This window comes from Lysinibacillus mangiferihumi, assembly GCF_003049665.1.
Taxonomy (GTDB): Bacteria; Bacillota; Bacilli; order Bacillales_A; family Planococcaceae; genus Lysinibacillus; species Lysinibacillus mangiferihumi.
The window spans coordinates 291,932-310,172 of record NZ_PYWM01000002.1; the positions used below are offsets into that span (position 1 = coordinate 291,932).

General features: G+C 38.2%; 15 protein-coding genes, 3 pseudogenes and 1 riboswitch. Of the genes and pseudogenes, 16 read left to right on the forward strand and 2 right to left on the reverse strand.

Translation table 11 applies throughout. The features are described from left to right. The first annotated feature begins 138 nt into the window (after positions 1-138). The 6 genes and pseudogenes from C9J37_RS03460 (at position 139) to C9J37_RS03485 (ending at position 5,798) form a co-directional block, all read left to right on the forward strand. Positions 139-415, forward strand: a pseudogene (locus C9J37_RS03460) (DUF6892 domain-containing protein). A gap of 158 nt (positions 416-573) precedes the next feature. Beyond that, positions 574-764, forward strand: a riboswitch (cobalamin riboswitch). 214 nt (positions 765-978) lie between these two features. Further along, positions 979-1,161 carry a hypothetical protein gene (locus C9J37_RS03465; RefSeq protein ID WP_024363603.1) on the forward strand — a complete coding sequence of 61 codons (183 nt, stop codon included), beginning with the start codon at positions 979-981 and terminating at the stop codon, positions 1,159-1,161. A 152-nt stretch (positions 1,162-1,313) separates the two neighbouring features. Further along, on the forward strand, positions 1,314-2,669 hold the full coding sequence (locus C9J37_RS03470) for a PepSY-associated TM helix domain-containing protein (protein WP_107894254.1): 1,356 nt from the start codon (positions 1,314-1,316) through the stop codon (positions 2,667-2,669). 115 nt (positions 2,670-2,784) lie between these two features. After that, positions 2,785-3,948 (forward strand): hypothetical protein, encoded by a 1,164-nt coding sequence (locus C9J37_RS03475; RefSeq protein ID WP_235617015.1) that lies wholly within the window; start codon positions 2,785-2,787, stop codon positions 3,946-3,948. Positions 3,949-4,069: 121 nt separating this feature from the next. After that, a pseudogene (locus C9J37_RS03480) lies at positions 4,070-5,033 on the forward strand (quinone oxidoreductase family protein). A 147-nt stretch (positions 5,034-5,180) separates the two neighbouring features. Beyond that, complete coding sequence (locus tag C9J37_RS03485) at positions 5,181-5,798, forward strand: NUDIX hydrolase (RefSeq protein ID WP_107894255.1); 618 nt, start codon at positions 5,181-5,183, stop codon at positions 5,796-5,798. 133 nt (positions 5,799-5,931) lie between these two features. On the opposite strand, the gene C9J37_RS03490 is transcribed toward C9J37_RS03485, so the two are convergent. Continuing rightward, complete coding sequence (locus C9J37_RS03490) at positions 5,932-6,639, reverse strand: class I SAM-dependent methyltransferase (RefSeq protein WP_235617016.1); 708 nt, start codon at positions 6,637-6,639, stop codon at positions 5,932-5,934. Between the two features lie 236 nt (positions 6,640-6,875). Here C9J37_RS03490 and C9J37_RS03495 point away from each other — a divergent pair, with 236 nt between their 5' ends. Next, positions 6,876-7,142 (forward strand): hypothetical protein, encoded by a 267-nt coding sequence (locus C9J37_RS03495; RefSeq protein WP_024363609.1) that lies wholly within the window; start codon positions 6,876-6,878, stop codon positions 7,140-7,142. A gap of 257 nt (positions 7,143-7,399) precedes the next feature. Here the strand turns inward: C9J37_RS03495 and C9J37_RS03500 are convergent, their stop codons facing one another. Then, on the reverse strand, positions 7,400-8,443 hold the full coding sequence (locus tag C9J37_RS03500) for an NAD(P)/FAD-dependent oxidoreductase (protein WP_107894256.1): 1,044 nt from the start codon (positions 8,441-8,443) through the stop codon (positions 7,400-7,402). A 137-nt stretch (positions 8,444-8,580) separates the two neighbouring features. Here C9J37_RS03500 and C9J37_RS03505 point away from each other — a divergent pair, with 137 nt between their 5' ends. The 9 genes and pseudogenes from C9J37_RS03505 (at position 8,581) to C9J37_RS03545 (ending at position 18,065) form a co-directional block, all read left to right on the forward strand. Then, on the forward strand, positions 8,581-9,369 hold the full coding sequence (locus C9J37_RS03505; protein ID WP_107894257.1) for an ABC transporter ATP-binding protein: 789 nt from the start codon (positions 8,581-8,583) through the stop codon (positions 9,367-9,369). 15 nt (positions 9,370-9,384) lie between these two features. After that, the gene (locus C9J37_RS03510; RefSeq protein ID WP_107894258.1) at positions 9,385-10,311 is read left to right on the forward strand and encodes an iron-hydroxamate ABC transporter substrate-binding protein; all 927 of its coding nucleotides are present in this window, start codon (positions 9,385-9,387) and stop codon (positions 10,309-10,311) included. Positions 10,312-10,336: 25 nt separating this feature from the next. Further along, complete coding sequence (locus C9J37_RS03515) at positions 10,337-11,332, forward strand: FecCD family ABC transporter permease (RefSeq protein WP_107894259.1); 996 nt, start codon at positions 10,337-10,339, stop codon at positions 11,330-11,332. 1 nt (position 11,333) lies between these two features. Beyond that, positions 11,334-12,332: a FecCD family ABC transporter permease gene (locus tag C9J37_RS03520; protein WP_201262126.1), complete on the forward strand. Its 999-nt coding sequence runs from the start codon at positions 11,334-11,336 to the stop codon at positions 12,330-12,332. A 103-nt stretch (positions 12,333-12,435) separates the two neighbouring features. Then, complete coding sequence (locus C9J37_RS03525; protein ID WP_235617017.1) at positions 12,436-12,864, forward strand: MarR family winged helix-turn-helix transcriptional regulator; 429 nt, start codon at positions 12,436-12,438, stop codon at positions 12,862-12,864. A 12-nt stretch (positions 12,865-12,876) separates the two neighbouring features. Continuing rightward, positions 12,877-14,073: pseudogene (locus tag C9J37_RS03530) on the forward strand (MFS transporter). Positions 14,074-14,239: 166 nt separating this feature from the next. Beyond that, positions 14,240-15,106, forward strand: a complete 867-nt coding sequence (efeO, locus tag C9J37_RS03535; RefSeq protein ID WP_107894262.1) for an iron uptake system protein EfeO — start codon at positions 14,240-14,242, stop codon at positions 15,104-15,106. A 6-nt stretch (positions 15,107-15,112) separates the two neighbouring features. Then, on the forward strand, positions 15,113-16,372 hold the full coding sequence (gene efeB, locus C9J37_RS03540) for an iron uptake transporter deferrochelatase/peroxidase subunit (RefSeq protein ID WP_107894263.1): 1,260 nt from the start codon (positions 15,113-15,115) through the stop codon (positions 16,370-16,372). Beyond that, complete coding sequence (locus C9J37_RS03545) at positions 16,347-18,065, forward strand: FTR1 family iron permease (RefSeq protein WP_107894264.1); 1,719 nt, start codon at positions 16,347-16,349, stop codon at positions 18,063-18,065. Before efeB ends, C9J37_RS03545 begins: the two co-directional genes overlap by 26 nt. Positions 18,066-18,241: the final 176 nt, after the last annotated feature.

Consider the following 18,241-nt stretch of genomic DNA (forward strand, 5'->3'; position numbering starts at 1 on the left):
ATTTGGAATTATTCCTTCTACTCTTTTTTGTTGTTTTCAGTTAATAACAATAAACCTTGTATTTCAATTTCATTCAGGTCGCAACCAAGCAATTTGAATCGAAAACTAGTTGGAATGTACTAGAATTGGAGGTAGAGGATGTTTAAGGATTTAAATTTTAAATTAGTAATAATCGATGCTTTACTAGATAAAGAACCATTATTTATAGACGAATTAACAGACTTAATTAATAAGTAAACAAATAATTTTGTGTGGTATTCTGGTGCTGGAGTAATCGTAGAAATCAGGGATTATTTAGAAGGTTTAACATTGGAAGTTTCGATATTTAAGAAATATAAAAAGAGTGGATTATATTTCAATGTGTGATTCAAAAGTGTTAGAACCATTTAGAAAAGCTGGGATTGAAATTAAATAGTAAAATAATCTATTAAAAGATCACTCAATGATGGGTGATCTTATATATTTGACTTTAAGTAGTACTTTACAATCATATTTGCTACATGATAAGTATCATGTTCACAAAATAATATATACATGTCAACGTACATAATTCTTTATGGTATAATAATAAAAACGGAATAATAAGATAGAGGTACAAATCGAATTTCGATTTGTTTAAAAGGGAAGATCGGTGAAAAGCCGACGCTGTCCCGCAACTGTAAATGGGAGCACATTTCAAAAAACCACTGTTACGCTTGTGTAATGGGAAGGTGAAACGTGTGATGAACATAAGCCAGGAGACCTGCCTTTATCTAGTACAACCAAAAAACCTACGAGGATAGGGGGTGTTGAGTGTGACTAGAGAATTTCTTCTGCATGCTCATAGTACGACGATTGTCAAAAGGGTAGCTTCTATGCATAATAGAATGCTTTTTCTGTCATGGCCATCGACGTATTATGTCGTGTATTTGTCATAGTAGGCATCTTTCTAAAGAAGGAAAGATGTTTTTTTATGCTAAAAATGAAGGAGTGTATCACATGAATCCACATGTTATCGAGTATTATGAAAATCTTTTTAAATATGAAATTATGCAAAAGCAGTTTGATGGAGCTAGAAAAACGTTAAATGAGCTTGTCGAACAATTTTTTGGGCAAGATGAAGCGCATCATTCAGACATTTATACAGCTTATTGCAATGTTAGAAAAGAAATAATCGGCTAAAAATAGCGGTAGGCTACTTTCGACAACCCATTAAAGGGATGCGAGAGTAGTCTTTTTATTTTATTAATTTTTTTCTAGGACTTCATTCTTATTTCACTTTTATTTTATATAATAAATTTGCTTTTAATATAAAATCGATTGGAGAACTAGAGATGAAAAATGCAACTTATTCAAGTTTTTGGCGAATGCATTTTTATGCGGCATTATTTATTACACCACTTCTAATCACACTGACATTAAGTGGCATTGGGTACTTGTTTTATACAGATGTAGAAGATCATTTATATGAGGACTACTTCTTTGGCAATAGTAACAAAACCGAAGTATTGACAATAGACGAAGGGGTTCAACAAGCGGAAGCGGCATTTGCGGGTTATACAACAACCAAAATTATTGAGTTAGATGAGCCTTACAATACACGATTAACACTGTCAAATAGTGAAGGCGATCAACGCTATGTGTTTTTAGATGATAATAATCAAATTGTTGGTCATCAAGACCCTACATACACATTTTCTAATGTGTTAAGAAGCTTACATAGCTCCTTGTTTGTTGGTGGAACGGTAGTCAATTATTTAGTAGAGTTAGCGGCATGTTGGGCAATCTTTTTATTGCTATCAGGTCTATACATGACCTTTAAAGGAAAAGTATTAAAGAAAGTAAAACAAGCAAATAAACGACAAAAAAATAGAAAATGGCACGCCCTACTTGGAACGATTATTACAATTCCAATGGTTATTATCATTTTTACTGGATTACCTTGGTCTGCATTTATGGGGAACTTTATATATACAGCAGCACAAGATAATCCGTCCTTCGGTATTCCGTTATTACAACAACAACCGCCGACATCTGATATGAGTGAAATTCCGTGGGCAACACGTCAGGAAGAAGCACCTTCTTCGTCTAAACATGCACACCATGGAATGGGTGCTGCAAGTACAAGCAGAAACGAAAATCAGTTAGATGTGGCAAGTTTACAACAACAAATTGAGGCGAATGGTATTACAAAGCCATATTCCATTATTTATCCGACAAGTGATGACGGTGTTTTTACCGTGGCTAAATCAAGTAATACAGGGGTAACAGGACTCGATGTGAGCCCTTATGACGAAGCGACAATGTACTTTGACCAATATAGTGGTGACTTTATTTCTAAGGTAAACTATGATGACTATGGCATTTTGGCAAAATGGTTCACATGGGGAATTCCGTTACATGAAGGTCACTTATTTGGTTGGCCAAATAAGCTAATTAACTTACTCGTTTGTGTAGCCTTTTTAGGTGTTATTTTCTGGGGATTCCGTACATGGTTATTGCGCAAGAAAAAAGGCCTACTATCAGCACCCCCTCAATTATCACAGAAAATCTCGATTCCTTTTATCGTGATAATCGTTCTATTAGGTGTTATGATGCCGTTATTTGGCCTATCTTTAATTCTTGTCGCATTCATTGAATTCGCAATGAAAGCAATGAATAAAAATAAACCGACAAATGACATGAACTAAAAACCTTTTAAACTAGTATGCTAAAAATTTCTCCTAGCATACTAGTTTTTTTGACTTGAAATCTTTGCAATGAGTAACAAACCCTACGTATAACAATCTTACGGAGTGGGCAAGAATGGTAACGGAGGTAGACCAACTAATTACGATGTTGAAGGATTCGTGTGCAAAAAATTCGAAAGGGGTTAGCCAATTGACAATGAAAAAAAGCATTATGATACCCATTCTTTTAACAGGGTTGCTAACGTTAACAGGTTGTAATTTTCTGAATAAACAGGAGACATCCAAGCAAGGGCAAGCACAACAAGAAACAAAAAACGAGATAGCAAAAGAAGCAGTGCAAATCACAGAAATAAAGCCATTAAACATCATGACATTACAAGTCACTTTTTCTGAACCATTGTCGGAAGAAGGTGTGAAAGTAGAAAATTTAGAGACAATAAAAAAAGCCTTTTCATTCAATGATGATTTAAGTATCGTCAATGTGCCACGCTTGAAAATTGGTGCTACAAGTACGTATATTGTGCCAGTCACTATGCAGAAGGCAGGAACAAACTACACACTAAGATACAAAGAGGGTGAAACAAAGGCCTTTGATGGCAGCGATGAAAAAATAACGCTGAGCCAAACGAAACAAGTGACAAATGATACTTTTGAAATTGAATCATTTAAAGATGAAGGTGTAACAGATTATTCAAATATTATTGAAGCCTATAAAGAGGCGAGAGGTGACTTGTCGTTCCAATTGAATGATGACAATAAGGACGAAAAAGGCAAGCAGTATCAGGTCATTTCCTCTTTACGCGACCGTGTCGTAACATTGACTGCAGAAAATGGTGAAAAGTTACAAGCTGATTATGTGTTGTTTACACAAGCCGCAGATGGCAGACAAGCACCAAAATTCCGCTTGCCAGAAGGAAAAGCGTTAAAGGCGGGGACAAACTATACCGTGTCAGCTGACTGGGCAACCATTAAAAATCCAACCTTTACAGCAACGGATATAGCGCCTTTAACGATTAAGTCGGTTGAACCACTTGATGCTACATCATTCCAAGTGACACTCGAGCATGATCCCGGTATGGAGTTATTTGCAGGTCGCATCGTCGAATTACAGGCTGAAGATGGCTCGACTTTACAAGCGCAATATCGCTATTCATCTCGTAAAGGGGCTGTCGGGATATTTGATGTAAAGGACCAAACATTAAAGGCTGGTGGCACATATAAAGTACTACCCATTAACAATTGGGCAACGGCTGATAATGTCACGTTAACAGCAAAGTAATAAGGCAAGTAGTCAGTAGTGAATGCTTTCACTACTGGCTTTTTTTCAAGCTTAAAGAGTTGTATTGACCTTTTTCTTTAGCGTAATATAGTGCTACATACATTTAACAAGGGGTTAGAAAATGAAAGCATTAGTTTTTGAAACATTTGGTGGACCAGAAGTATTACAATATCAAGAAGGCTGATCCTATTCTGACAGATAACGAAGTTTTAGTACGAACAAAGGCCGTTGGGTTAAATTTTGCTGATATTTATCGACGGAAAGGCAATTATCATTTAGCAGGTCAGCCACCATTTATTTTAGGCTATGAAGGGGCTGGTGTCGTTGAAAAAGTCGGTGCAAATATACACAATATCCAAGTAGGCGATCGCATTGCATTTGCGGACGTACCCTTTGCGAATGCTGAATTAGTGGCAGTGCCACATGATAAAGTGATGTTATTACCAGTTGAAATATCTTTTGAAATGGCGGCTGCCATATTATTACAAGGGTTAACGGCACAATATTTAGTGACAGATAGCTATGCGATTCAACCAGGTGATACGGTCTTAATTCACGCAGCGGCAGGTGGTGTTGGTCAAAACTTAATCCAAATGGCTAAGTTAAAAGGGGCTAACGTCATTGGTCTCACATCTTCAACAGAAAAAGCACAAGTAGCATATGCCATCGGGGCGGACCATGTCTTTTTATATAAAGAGCAATGGGTGCAACATGTGAAGGATACTACTGATGGTCAAGGGGTTCATGTTGTGTACGAATCGGTAGGCTCTACACTGCAAGATAGTTTAGAGGCAACAAAAATCGGTGGAACAGTGGTGTTTTTTGGCATGTCAGGGGGAGATCCTGTGGCGGTGGATCCTCGTCTGTTAATGGATACTTCGAAAACGTTAACGGGGGGAGACCTTTGGAATGTGTTAACTTTTTTTGAGGAAAGAAAAATACGTTCACAACAACTGTTCGAATGGATGATAGATGGTAAGATAAAAATTTCTGAGCCGACTATTTTTGCCCTTGAAGACGGTGCTCAGGCACATACTTTACTGGAAAGTCGCAAAAGTATCGGTAAGATATTATTACAACCTTAAACAATGCAGATGGAGGATTGCTTGTCTCCTTTACTTTAATATTGTAACACTATCATATTTGGAAGTTGGAATATGATAGTGTTTATCCAACTACTAATTCATGATACGATAAAATACAATATGAACTATTGAGGTGAGCACAATCTCATGTTTCTAGATAAATTGAAGCATCAGTTACAGCAAAATCAATCGCTATTTATTGGGGAAGAGACTGCTTTTCGTTCGGCCGTTTTAATTCCATTAGTTCAAGTGGATGACAAGTGGCATATTCTTTTTGAAGTACGGTCATTGACAATGAGAAAGCAACCAGGAGATATTAGTTTTCCAGGTGGGCGAATTGATGCCACAGATGCATCTCCATTAGCTGCAGCGTTACGGGAAACGCATGAAGAGTTAGGAATCGATCCAACAACGGTACATGTTGTAGGACCATTAAGTCCATATGTTGCATCTTCTTCATTTGTAACGTACCCATTTGTAGCGATTATTGATACCAATCAAATCATTCATGAATACAACAAAGATGAAGTGGAAGAAGTTTTGACTGTACCAATTGACTGGTTATTAAACTATGAGCCTTATATGCATTTAGTATCAGTTGAACCAATGCCTTCAATCGATTTTCCATTTGAGAAAATTGTTAATGGTGCGCAGTATAAATGGCGAACGCGGTCAATGGAAGAATGGTTTTTTGATTATGAGCAATACACGATATGGGGTTTAACCGCCCGAATTTTAAAACACTTTATAGAACTGATAAAATAGCAGAATAGCTACATTCCACAGCTTTGTTCCTCACACCTATTCAAAATAGCTATGCGCTACATAAGGTGCACATCTCCATAATAATTTAAAAGGCGCATATGCTTTTCTTATAAAAAAGCATACGCGCCTTAACTTACTTCGTACAATAATAAATTCGATAGTCCAATACCCCATCGTATTTTACATTCATCTCAATGTTTTGCTCCATGACTTTGTACAATTCAGGCTCAATCTGTTGTGAGTAGTGAAATTCAGGCGCTGAAGAAAAAGATTTATTTTTGCGAATGTGAATCGTCTGAAAACCAGCCTGTTTAAATAGTGCTACCCAATCTTTTTTCGTGGACAACATATCAAAGCCATAAAATTGTTTGATTTCCTCCGCACTCATGTCGTCAAGTTCTTGTTGTATCGTAAATTCAATCGTAATTAGTCGACCACCAAATTTCAATAAACGATAAATTTCGTTGAGCGCTTTGTGCTTGTTGACAAAGGACAGAACAGATTCCGCAATTATGAAATCGAATTGTTGTTTAGCTAAAGGTAGTTGTTCAACGGAACCTTTAATAATTTGAACTGGTAGGGAGTGTTTTGCCATTCTGCTTTGAGCCTTCTCAACCATAATGGCATTGTTATCAATGCCTGTAACATTTGCTTTATAATGAGATGCTAAGTAGGCGGCTGTTTGGCCTGTACCACAGCCTACATCTAGTATTTGAGAGTGTTTGGTAATGTTCTCATTTTTCAAAAGTTGCTTTGTTAACGCCATGCCCCCAGGATGTGCCCCGCCAACACCAAATTTAGATAAAAATTCGAGATATTTGGATTTTTGAATAACGATCACCTTCTTTTTTCTTCTTGTTTGTATGATATGAAAAGAAAAATAGTATGGTTCCTAGTGGAGGAATGAAACGAACGATAGGATAAAAAGCAAAACGAAATGTCTAATTATAAGTTTTCAATAGGTTTCCATCGAACGCTTCTATACTATTTATTTTGATGTAGGTTCTTCAAAAGTCTAAACATAAAAAATTTCTAAACGTATACTATATAAACGTTTTATGTATAGGAGGTGAATTGATGCAATATTATTCGCAAAATCCTAGAAGGAGACCAGTCCCAAGAAGATATAGACAAAGTTTTGATCCTATGAATCAAGGTAGACGCGTACAACCCTTCAATTTTAATAGTCCACAACCTTTTACGTTCAACAATCAACAACCCCAAACTTCTCGCTTTGGAAATTTATCAAATAATTTACAGGCAATGATGGGCCATGCAGGAACAATAACGAATGGGGTTAATATGCTAAGGCAAATGGGGTCTTTATTAAGTCTATTTAGATAATAGTAGATATTAATAAGAGGATAGACGTTAAATTTGGCGCGTTTATTCTCTTTTTTCCATGAATATCGCCATGAAACGAATTGAAATCGCCACTAAAAGCCCGAGAATCGCCACTAAACGAGTGGAAATCGCCACTAAAAGCCCGAGAATGGCCACTAAAACAATAAGAGTACGTCCGCCAGAACGGCACCAACGTTCGTATCAAAAAAGTGTTAGTTGACCGCTGTCAATCTAACACTTTTAATTGTTTAACTACTTTATTTCGATAAGCTGTTTTCGATAATCGAGCGATTTTTTTCTTTAAATACTTCGTTATGAGAGGATACTACTGCATGTCGATGAGCCGTTGGTTCTAAGTACGTTTTAATGGAGTTAACGGCGTTTGCTGCATCTTGAAATGTGCCAAGTAGAAGATGAATTTTCCCTTCAAACGATAAAATATCACCGGCTGCAAAAATTCCGGGTTGTGCTGTTTCGCCAGTTGCTTTTCCTTCAAAATAATAGTCATCTTTTTTAGGAATGGCAATGGCTTCATCAAATGTGAGCGAGGCTTCGCGATTATAACCGTGACTTACAATGACTTCATCAATTTGGCGTGTATAGCTTTGGTTGGTCCGAGAATTTTCACATGTAACGAATTGAATCGCTGTTTTATCTGTATTGGCAGATAGTTTTGTAATGGTTGTATTACATTCGATTTGTACACCAACAGCTAGCGCCTCTTGTATGGTTGCTTCGTGTGCTGAAAGCGTGTCCTTACGGTAGACAATCGTTACGTTTTTGGCGATCGGGCTAAGTTCTACTGCCCAGTCGAGTGCCGCATTTCCGCCTCCTGAAATAATAATATCTTTATTTACAAAGCGTTTATAAGACTGGACTGTATAGTGTAAATTGGACATTTCGTATTTTTCAGCACCTTCTAACGTCAGTTTTTGCGGATTAATAATACCACCACCAACAGCTAACAGAACGGTTTTCGAATAATGTTTTTCTCCCTGTGCTGTATGTATTACAAATAAATCTCCTTGACGTTCGATAAAGTCAACCTTTGTGCTTGTTAGCATTGTTGGTTTAAATGTTTTGGCTTGCGCTATTAATTGTTTGACAAATTGTTCGCCTAAAATGGGCGGGTGACCGCCTATATCCCATATTAACTTTTCAGGATAAAGTAACACCTTTCCACCTAGCTGTTCTTGGCTTTCAATTAATTTTGTTTTCAAGCCTCTTAATCCACTATAAAAGGCGCTATATAAACCTGCAGGGCCACCGCCAATAATCGTTACATCGTATATATCTTGCACTTGTATCGCCACATCCTTCAAAAGTATTTGACAAATAATTATCGGAAAACTAAACTAGCTTTATTGATAATGATTATCAATATCACTTTATTGCTATCATATCATGTGTATTAGTAAAAAGAAAGTGAGGGTATGTTTTGCGTTTACAAATAGAATCGATTCGTGTTGGCTATGACAACAAAACCATTGTGCATGACTTATCATTACAAATTCCAGATGGAAAAATAACGACAATTATTGGTTCCAATGGCTGTGGTAAGTCTACGCTTTTAAAGGCAATTACAAGAATCTTAAAATATGATAGTGGCCATGTTATTTTAGATGGTCAAAATATTGCTAAAATGCATACGAAAGAATTAGCAAAAGAGCTGGCTATTTTGCCACAAAGTCCTGAAAGTGCGCATGGTTTAACAGTTGAAGAACTTGTGTCTTACGGTCGATTTCCATATCAAAAGGGTTTCGGTAATTTATCGCAAAAAGATAAAGATGTTATCGATTGGTCCTTAAAGGTTACAAAAACAGATGCTTTTCGTCAGCACCCAGTGGATGCATTGTCTGGTGGGCAACGTCAACGTGTTTGGATTGCGATGGCTTTAGCGCAAGAAACGGATATTATTTTTTTAGATGAGCCAACCACTTATTTAGATATGGCTCACCAATTAGAGGTATTAGAATTATTAAGCATGCTCAATAAAGAAGAAGGTCGCACCATTGTCATGGTACTCCATGATTTAAATCAAGCTGCCCGTTTTTCCGATTATATTGTAGCGCTGTCACAAGGTAAGCTTGTGAAATTTGGTACAGCAGAAGAAGTCATTGTACCTGAAGTATTAAAGAAAGTGTTTCATATTGATGCAGTCATTGGAAAAGATCCGCGAACAGACAAACCGATGTGCATTACATATAACTTATTACATATAACTTAAAAAGGGGATATTCAAATGAAAAAGTGGCTTTTACCAATATTGATGCTGGTCGTTCTTGTATTGGCAGCATGTGGCAACAAAGAAGAGGCTGTGGAGAAGGAAGATGAAGGTACAAAAGCTTCTTCATCAGCAGAAACCATTACGTATCAATCTGAAACTGGTCCAATCGAAGTACCGGCGCATCCTAAACGTGTCGTTGTGCTTGCACAATATGTTGGGCATTTATTGCATCTTGGTGTCAATGTTGTCGGTGTGGATTCATGGGCTGCGGATAATCCAAACTTCAAAGAGGCTATTCAAGATGCAGTAGTCGTTAAAAATTCGGATATTGAAAAAATTATTGAGCTTAATCCAGATTTAATCATCGGTTTAAATAGCATTGAAAACGCTGATAAACTAGCAGAAATTGCACCGACTGTGTTATTTACTTATGGCAAAGTCGATTATTTACAACAATTTATTGAGATTGGGAAAGTCGTGAACAAAGAAGAAGAAGCAACAAAATGGGTAGCAGATTTTAAAAAACGCGCGGCTGAAGCTGGGGCAGAAATTAAAGCGAAAATTGGTGAAAATGCAACGGTGACGGTAGCAGAAATGTTTAAAAAACAAATGTATGTCTATGGCGATAATTGGGGTCGTGGAACAGAAATTTTATATCAAGAAATGGGCTTGAATATGCCTGAAAAAGTGAAAGCAGATGCACTAACTCCAGGCTATTTCGCTATTTCTAGTGAAGTGTTAAATGAGTATGCTGGCGACTATGTAATTTTTAGTACGTTTAATGGACAAGAGTCTTCTATTGCAGATGCTCCTTGGTATAAAGAATTAGATGCTGTAAAGAATGGTCATTTATTTGAAATCAATGGTAACGTCTTTTACTTTAATGACCCAATCACATTAGAATATCAACTAACATTCTTTAAAGAGAAGTTTTTACAATAATTTCAGTAGAGAGTAGCGAAGGCAAATGACACACCGTTTCCCGTTTAGGCTTCAAGTGTTACTAGCACTGCTCGTTTTAGCTGTCTTAGTAGCACTCTCGCTTTCTATGGGCGCTGCAAATACAAGTTTACAAGATGTGTATCAAGCAATTATAGGCCAAGAAAGCGGCAAGCATTATACGATATTACGTGAAATTCGATTCCCCCGAATTATTGCAGCTATTTTTGTTGGAAGTGCACTGGCCGTAGCTGGTGCTATTATGCAAGGGGTTACAAGAAATCCATTAGCAGACCCTGGGCTACTTGGTTTAACAGCAGGTGCGAATGCAGCTTTAGCGTTCATGTTGGCATTACTCCCGCAATCATCGTATTATATGCTGATTTTGGCGTGTTTTATTGGAGCGGGTATAGGGATGATCATTGTCTATAGTATCGGTATATCAACCAAAAGAGGTTTTTCTCCATTAAAGCTTGTATTAGCTGGTGCAGCAGTATCAGCTCTTTTACAAGCAGTGGCCGATGGTACGGGCATATTATTTAAAATTGCAAAAGATGTTTCCATGTGGACAAGTGGTGGTTTAGTAGGAACAACATGGCAGGCGTTAATTATCGTGCCGTTTATTATCATTGGCTTAGTCATTGCGTTTATTTTCAGTCGTCAGCTGACCATTTTAAGTTTAAATGAAGAGGTAGCTGTCGGCTTAGGTCAAAATACAACCTTGATTAAAGTAATGATGATGTTTGTAGTGGTAATACTGGCGGGCTCTGCTGTTGCACTTGTAGGTAATCTAGCGTTTATTGGCTTAATGGTACCGCATATTGTTCGTGCTTTAGTTGGGACAGATTATCGTTTTGTCTTGCCAATGAGTGCACTTATTGGTGGCTTATTAATGGTTATTGCAGATTTACTTGCTCGCATCGTCAATGCGCCGTATGAAACACCTGTTGTTGCGATTATTTCAATTCTTGGCCTTCCGTTCTTCTTACTGCTTGTACGGAAGGGAGGTCGTCAATTTGTTTGAAATGGCACAAAAGAAACAACGAATATGGCTTATCGTTTGGCTCGTGCTAACATTGCTTATTTTTGTAATGGGCATGTCGCTAGGTGCTGCCTCTATATCGATCAATCGCATTTTACCTATCTTGTTTGGAGATGGTAGCTTTAAAGAGTCCTTTGTATTGTTTTCTGTCCGCTTGCCAAGACTATTTATACTTGCCTTAGCAGGAATGGCTTTAGCAATGGCAGGATCAGTGTTACAAGGGGTTACACGAAATGAATTAGCAGACCCTGGTATTATCGGCATCAATGCTGGTGCAGGTGTAGGGATTACGATTTTTTATTTATGTGTAAACGGAGACTTACCTCACTTTGCATATATATTACCTGTGATAGGCTTTTTAAGCGCTGTATTAACAGCTCTTTGTATTTACTTTTTTTCTTATAAACGCAATCAAAGCGTGCAACCTGTGCAACTTATTTTAATTGGGGTAGGTGTCGCAGCGGCATTATCGGGTGTAATGATACTACTCATTTCTTCTGCTGAACGCTCTGATGTGCAGTTTATTGCACAATGGCTGGCAGGTAGTGTGTGGGGAACGGATTGGCCCTTTCTTTGGGCATTAGTGCCGTGGCTAGTTATCTGCATTCCGTTTATCTTTTATAAAGCGAATGTCTTAAATGTGCTCGCGATGACGGAGCAAACAGCTATTGGCTTAGGGATGAATATTGCCAAAGAACGATTGCAACTATTATTGGTGGCGGTTGCTCTTGCAGCCGCAGCCGTTTCTGTAACGGGGGGCATAGCCTTTATTGGCTTAATGGCACCGCATATTGCAAAGCAGCTTGTGGGCCCACGTTACCAATTGTTTTTACCCATCACCTTATGTATTGGTGCAAGTTTATTGATATTAGCTGATACCATTGGTCGGGTGGTTATTTCAAGTGCCACTGTGCCTGCTGGCATTGTTGTAGCATGTATCGGTGCCCCTTATTTTTTATACTTATTACGGAAAAACGACTGAATGGCTTGCGCTGTTCAGTTGTTTTTTGTTGAAACACAACAAGCAACAATCTAGAAAAATGGTGTCAATTCATAATTAGTTAGCTAAGCTAACTAATTGAGGAGTGGTTTTTTTGACGATTGAACAGCAATTTTTTAATGAATTTCGCTTAATGTACCGACCGTTTACAAATCAACTTAATAAGCAACTGGAACAATATCAGTTATATAGTTCACAGTGGGCTGTTTTACGTTTTTTAATTGATAAAGGTCCGCATTCATTAGTTGAAATCGCAAATTTTATGTCCATTGAAAAGCCGAGTGTAACGAGGCTTGTACAAAAGCTTGTGGAACTTGGCTATGTGGAGACAGTGGCTGGCAAAGATAAACGAGAAAAAGTGGTACAATTAACGCCATTTGGAGAAAACATCGTGCAAGAAGTGCAGGAGCATTTAAAACCATTTTTAGAAAAAGCATTAGCAGGTGTTTCAAAACAAGATACTGAAATTGCTTCTCGCGTTTTAGCAAATATAAGTAAAAACATTCATCAGTAGGAGAGGAAACAAGTGGAAGTATCTAGACAGAAATTATGGACCAAAGACTTTTTAATCGTATCACTCATCAATTTTACGATTACGTTAATTTTTTATTTATTAATGGTGACAATAGCAGGCTATGCGGTAGAAAATTTTAACGCTTCCACAAGTACAGCAGGGCTAGTGTCGAGTATTTTTATTATCGGGACACTATTTGGACGACTTGGCACAGGACGTATTATCGGTGATTGGGGCAGTAAAAAAACATTCTTTTGTGGCTTATTACTGTTTATGTTATCGACCATGTCTTATTTTATCGCTTGAAATCTTCCTTTACTGATGATCAATCGTTTAATGCAGGGGATTGCGCTGGGTGTAGCGAGTACGGCTACAGGTACGATTATTGCACAAATTTTACCACCAGAGCGACGAGGTGAAGGGATTGGCTATTACAGCTTAAGTGCTATTTTAGCAACTGCAATAGGTCCGTTTATCGGTATATTATTAACGCAGTTATTTAAAGATTATCGCATGATTTTTGCGGTCGATTCGGTTTTAGCAGTCGTTTGCTTTATGATGTATTTTATGGTGACCGCGCCAGATGCGCCAAAAAATCCAAAGATAATGGCGGAAAAAGCTGGCTTCAAGCTATCCAGCTTTATTGAACTGTGTGCACTGCCTATCGCCTTTGTAGCACTTGTTATTGGCTTTGCTTATTCAGGCGTGATGTCGTTTATGACATTTTACGCAAAAGAGCTTCATTTGGTAACAGCAGGCAGTTACTTCTTTATCGTTTATGCCCTTGTTATTTTAGCAACTCGTCTATTTACGGGGAAATTACTTGATGCTAGAGGCGCGAATATTATTATTTATCCGTGTCTGATGTTGTTTGCGATGGGCATGTATGTGTTTAGTACAGCGACAAGCACTGTTGTATTTTTAATAGCTGCGGCTTTTATTGGTATTGGGTATGGTAATTTTAACTCAGTAGCCCAAGCAATAGCTATTAAGATTACACCACATGAGCGTTTAGGGCTCGCCACTTCAACGTATTTTCTTTTGTACGATTTAGGATTAGGGGTAGGGCCTTATTTCTTAGGGCTTTTTGCACCGACGATGGGCTATAGCGCCATATTTTTATCCATGGTAGCGGTAATTCTTCTTTCAATCGTGCTCTATTATTTCTTATATGGGAAATATGAAAAAGTAAAACAAGTCAATATTTAGTAGATTGTAATCATTATATTGTAGAACAAACGTCTTTTTGCTTGTTGGAAATAAAATTCAACTGCAAAATGACGTTTTTTTCTTAAATTAAAAATACTTCTTGCAATCGAATATGATAATGATTATCATTCACAATAGAGACTAATTCGGGAAGCAGGTATTTAGCATGAAAAACAAATCATTATTATCAGTGTTAGTAGCAGGTGGCATAATTATGGCGGGCTGTGGCAATACAGAAGACACAAAAAAAGAAGAGAAACCAGCAACGGAGCAAGCACAACAAACGGCAGCGGTAGATTTGACTACTGAACTATCAGCCTATCAACAATTTGCATTAGAACAGATGGATCATTTCTTGCTAGATACAGAAAAGTTCGTCAACCTGTTTAAAGCGGGTGATATTGAGGGTGCAAAAGCAGCGTATGCGCCAGCACGTATGTACTTCGAGCGTTCTGAACCAATTGCAGAAAGCTTTGGTGACCTTGATCCACGTATTGATGGTCGTTTAGCCGATATTGAAGAAGAGGGTAAAGGGAAAGAAGAGTGGACTGGCTACCATAAGCTTGAATATGCACTTTGGGTAGAAAACACAACAAAGGGCTATGAGGCAGTGGCAGATCAGCTACTAGCAGACGCTAAAGAACTACATGCACTTGTTCAAACAGTAGAAGTAACACCGGATTTAATGATTACAGGTGCAGTTGATTTATTGAATGAAGTATCTACTTCAAAAATTACGGGTGAAGAAGAAATTTATTCACATACAGACCTCTATGATTTTAAAGCGAATATTGAAGGGGCAGAAAAAATCTTTGAAATTCTTCGACCAAAATTAGAAGCAAAAGATAAAGAGTTAGTCGTAGCGTTAGATGAAAAATTTAAAGCAGTTGATGACTTATTAGCACTACATGCAACAGCTGATGGCGGTTATATTTCTTACGAAGATTTAACAGAAGAAAATACAAAAGCATTAGCAGCAGCAGTGAACCAACTAGGTGAGCCATTAAGTCAAATGGGCATTATTTTGGAGTGATAAAGAATGACAACATCTAATGATGAAAAATGGATAAATAAAAAAATATCTCGCCGTGACATGTTAAAGCTAACAGGCATGGGCGTGGCTGGCATTGCGATAGGTGCTTCTGGCTTTGGTGGCGTAATGAAAGCGATGGGTTACGATATGTTTGAACCGGTCGCTGATAGCATAACAGCAAAAAATAAAGTTAATTTCTATGGTAAACATCAGTCTGGCATTAATACACCCGTTCAAAAACATATATATTTTGCTTCTTTAACGGTTTTAGTGACATCAAAAGAGGAGCTACAAGAGTTGTTCAAGAAATGGACACCTCTTGTTGTTCGTTTAATGAATGGTGAATTAATGGTAGATTTAACAACAAATACTAGAGTTCCAACGGGTGATACCGGAGAAGCAGAAGGCTTAGATGCTTCGAATTTATCCATAACGGTTGGTGTAGGTCCTTCATTGTTCGATAAGCTTGGCATGGCGCATTTAAAACCAGCCGAATTAGCGGACTTACCACATTTTCCGAAAGACCAACTACAAAAGGAATATACAGGTGGAGACCTTTGCATTCAAGCCTGTGCGGACGATCCCCAAGTGGCGTTCCATGCTGTACGCAATTTAGTACGCGCTGCTTCCGGCAAAGTGGAGATTAAATGGTCCCAAGCGGGCTTTAACTCATTCCCAGCTGAAGGGGGGACACCTCGAAATTTATTTGCATTCAAGGACGGTACAGTCAACCCTTCTATTAAAGATGAACAAGACTTAAACAAAGTAGTATGGGTTGATAAAGGCTGGCTTAAGGGTGGCTCCTATTTAGTGGCTCGAAAAATCCAAATGCATCTTGAAACATGGGATCGTACATCTTTAAAGGATCAAGAAGCAACGTTTGGGCGTTATCGCGATAGTGGTGCGCCATTTGGTAAAACGAAGGAATTCGATGATTTTGATGTAGAAGCAAAAGATAGCAAGGGCGAGTATATTATGCCCGATACATCGCATGTCCATTTAGCACGTAAATCAGGTGCTCGTATACTGCGTCGCTCTTATTCTTACGCATCAGGCGTCATGTCGAATACAGGAGCGCACGATGCAGGGCTACTATTTATCTCTTTCCAAAAAGATCCGGCGCAGTTTACAACAGTACAAAACAGTCTAGGACGGATGGACAAAATGAATGAATATATTACTCATCGAGGCAGTGCCGTTTTTGCTTGCTTCCCTGGAGTACAAAAAGGGAGTTATTTAGGTGAAGCACTTTTTAACGCGCTGTAGCATGATAGTATGCTTATTATTGGCACTTGCGGTACCAGTACAAGCAGCAGAATCTTATAGTCACTTGTACATTTCCATTAGTGACGCTCTGATGAATACGAAGCAAGACAAGCAAGCTGAAGCAACGCGTGCACTTGAACAATTTGCAACGGACTGGGCAACTGTAAATTCACAACAAACTGAAGCAAAAGAAAAGGTTGATCAAATACTTGAGCAAGCTGTAAAGGCTTCTTCAAAAGAAGAGCGTTTAACTGCATTGTCGGCTCTATCGAATGCATTACGTGCATTAGAAAAGCTCGAAAATCCAGTAGATGAAGCGGAGCAACGAGCTGACTTTGGTCTAAAAATGAAACCGATTATGACTGCCTTTGAGCAAGCGTTAGCAAGTGGTGATATAACAACGATTGACGCTGCGTACAAAGAGTTTAATATGAAATGGAATAAAAATGAAAGACCAGTACGTGAACAAAGTATTGCAATGTACGGTCAAATTGAAACACAAATGGCTTTTTTACGTATTACAATTTCTTCAGAACAGCCTGATGTAACATTAATGCAATCACAATTTGCAGAACTAAAGAAAACGATTGAAGATTTTGTAGCAGGTAACGATACAGCACAAATTGTAGCAGGTGAATATTCTTTAGCATCTTTAATTGCGTATATAGATGAAGCCAATGATTTGATAGACGATGGTGACTACAAGGCAGCATCTGATAAAATACGTGAATTTATTACGATTTGGCCAAGTGTAGAGATTGAAATTTCAACACGCAACGGTAATCTCTATACTAAAATAGAAAGTGATATGCCGATTATAGTAAGTGACTTATTAAAGACTCAAGTCGATGAAAAGGCCATTAAAAGTAAACTTAATCAGTTCCGTACCGAGATTGAATTAATACAAGGTAATGCCGATTATTCCATTTGGGATTCAGCACTTATTTTGTTGCGTGAGGGCTTAGAGGCATTATTGATTATCCTTGCGTTAGTGTCATTTTTAAATAAATCAGGACAAACATCGTTACGTAAATGGATTTATATAGGGGCTTTAGCTGGGGTAGTATTATCAGCTGTAGCGGCAGTATTAATGTCAACTATCTTTCATTCAGCAACGGTCGATACAAACCGAGAAATAATGGAAGGTTATGTCGGTCTTGTTGCTGCTGCAATGATGATAGGAGTCGGGATATGGCTTCATAGTAAATCCAATGTTGCGAGCTGGAATCGTTATATTTCAAAACAAATGGGCAATGCTATTTCAAGTGGTTCCGTATTTGCTATGGCTGCTGTCAGCTTTTTATCGGTGTTCCGAGAAGGAGCAGAAACACTTGTGTTCTATGCCGGAATTGCACCGAAAATGGCGACCTCTCAATTTATACTCGGTATTGTCTTAGCGCTTGTCATCTTAGCTGTCATCGCAATCGTCTTATTCAAAGCGAGCGGTAAAATCGCCATTCATAAGCTTTTTGCGGTGGCAACTGTGTTAATTTATGTTTTGGCATTTAAAATTATTGGTGTCAGCTTGCATACATTACAACTTAGAGATAGTGTATCAACGACTATTGTGGATGGTCTGCCAGTCATTAGCTTAATCGGCTTCTACCCAACACTAGAAACAATGATAGGGCAAGCGATTTTACTGGTGCTAGTAGTAGCAACCATTATCTATAAAAAGAAACAAGCGAAATAGCAAAAAAGGGGAACAAAAGAGAAAAAGTGTTAGATTGACTGCCATCAATCTAACACTTTTTTGCTGCGCCGTTGTTGTCCGCTTCGGCGGTACTTTCCGCTCAGCACAGTAAGCCGCAACCCTCGCTAACGCGCAGAATGCCAGCGTCTTACGGTGTGTGCGTTCTGAGCAGGAGT

Bases quoted from the DNA above. Each gene is read 5' to 3' on its own strand.
- C9J37_RS03520 (WP_201262126.1), top strand. From the start codon at position 11,334: ATGGCACAAAAGAAACAACGAATATGGCTTATCGTTTGGCTCGTGCTA.
- C9J37_RS03495 (WP_024363609.1), top strand. From the start codon at position 6,876: ATGCAATATTATTCGCAAAATCCTAGAAGGAGACCAGTCCCAAGAAGA.
- C9J37_RS03470 (WP_107894254.1), top strand. From the start codon at position 1,314: ATGAAAAATGCAACTTATTCAAGTTTTTGGCGAATGCATTTTTATGCG.
- C9J37_RS03475 (WP_235617015.1), top strand. From the start codon at position 2,785: ATGGTAACGGAGGTAGACCAACTAATTACGATGTTGAAGGATTCGTGT.
- C9J37_RS03465 (WP_024363603.1), top strand. From the start codon at position 979: ATGAATCCACATGTTATCGAGTATTATGAAAATCTTTTTAAATATGAA.
- C9J37_RS03510 (WP_107894258.1), top strand. From the start codon at position 9,385: ATGAAAAAGTGGCTTTTACCAATATTGATGCTGGTCGTTCTTGTATTG.
- efeO (WP_107894262.1), top strand. From the start codon at position 14,240: ATGAAAAACAAATCATTATTATCAGTGTTAGTAGCAGGTGGCATAATT.
- efeB (WP_107894263.1), top strand. From the start codon at position 15,113: ATGACAACATCTAATGATGAAAAATGGATAAATAAAAAAATATCTCGC.
- C9J37_RS03485 (WP_107894255.1), top strand. From the start codon at position 5,181: ATGTTTCTAGATAAATTGAAGCATCAGTTACAGCAAAATCAATCGCTA.
- C9J37_RS03515 (WP_107894259.1), top strand. From the start codon at position 10,337: ATGACACACCGTTTCCCGTTTAGGCTTCAAGTGTTACTAGCACTGCTC.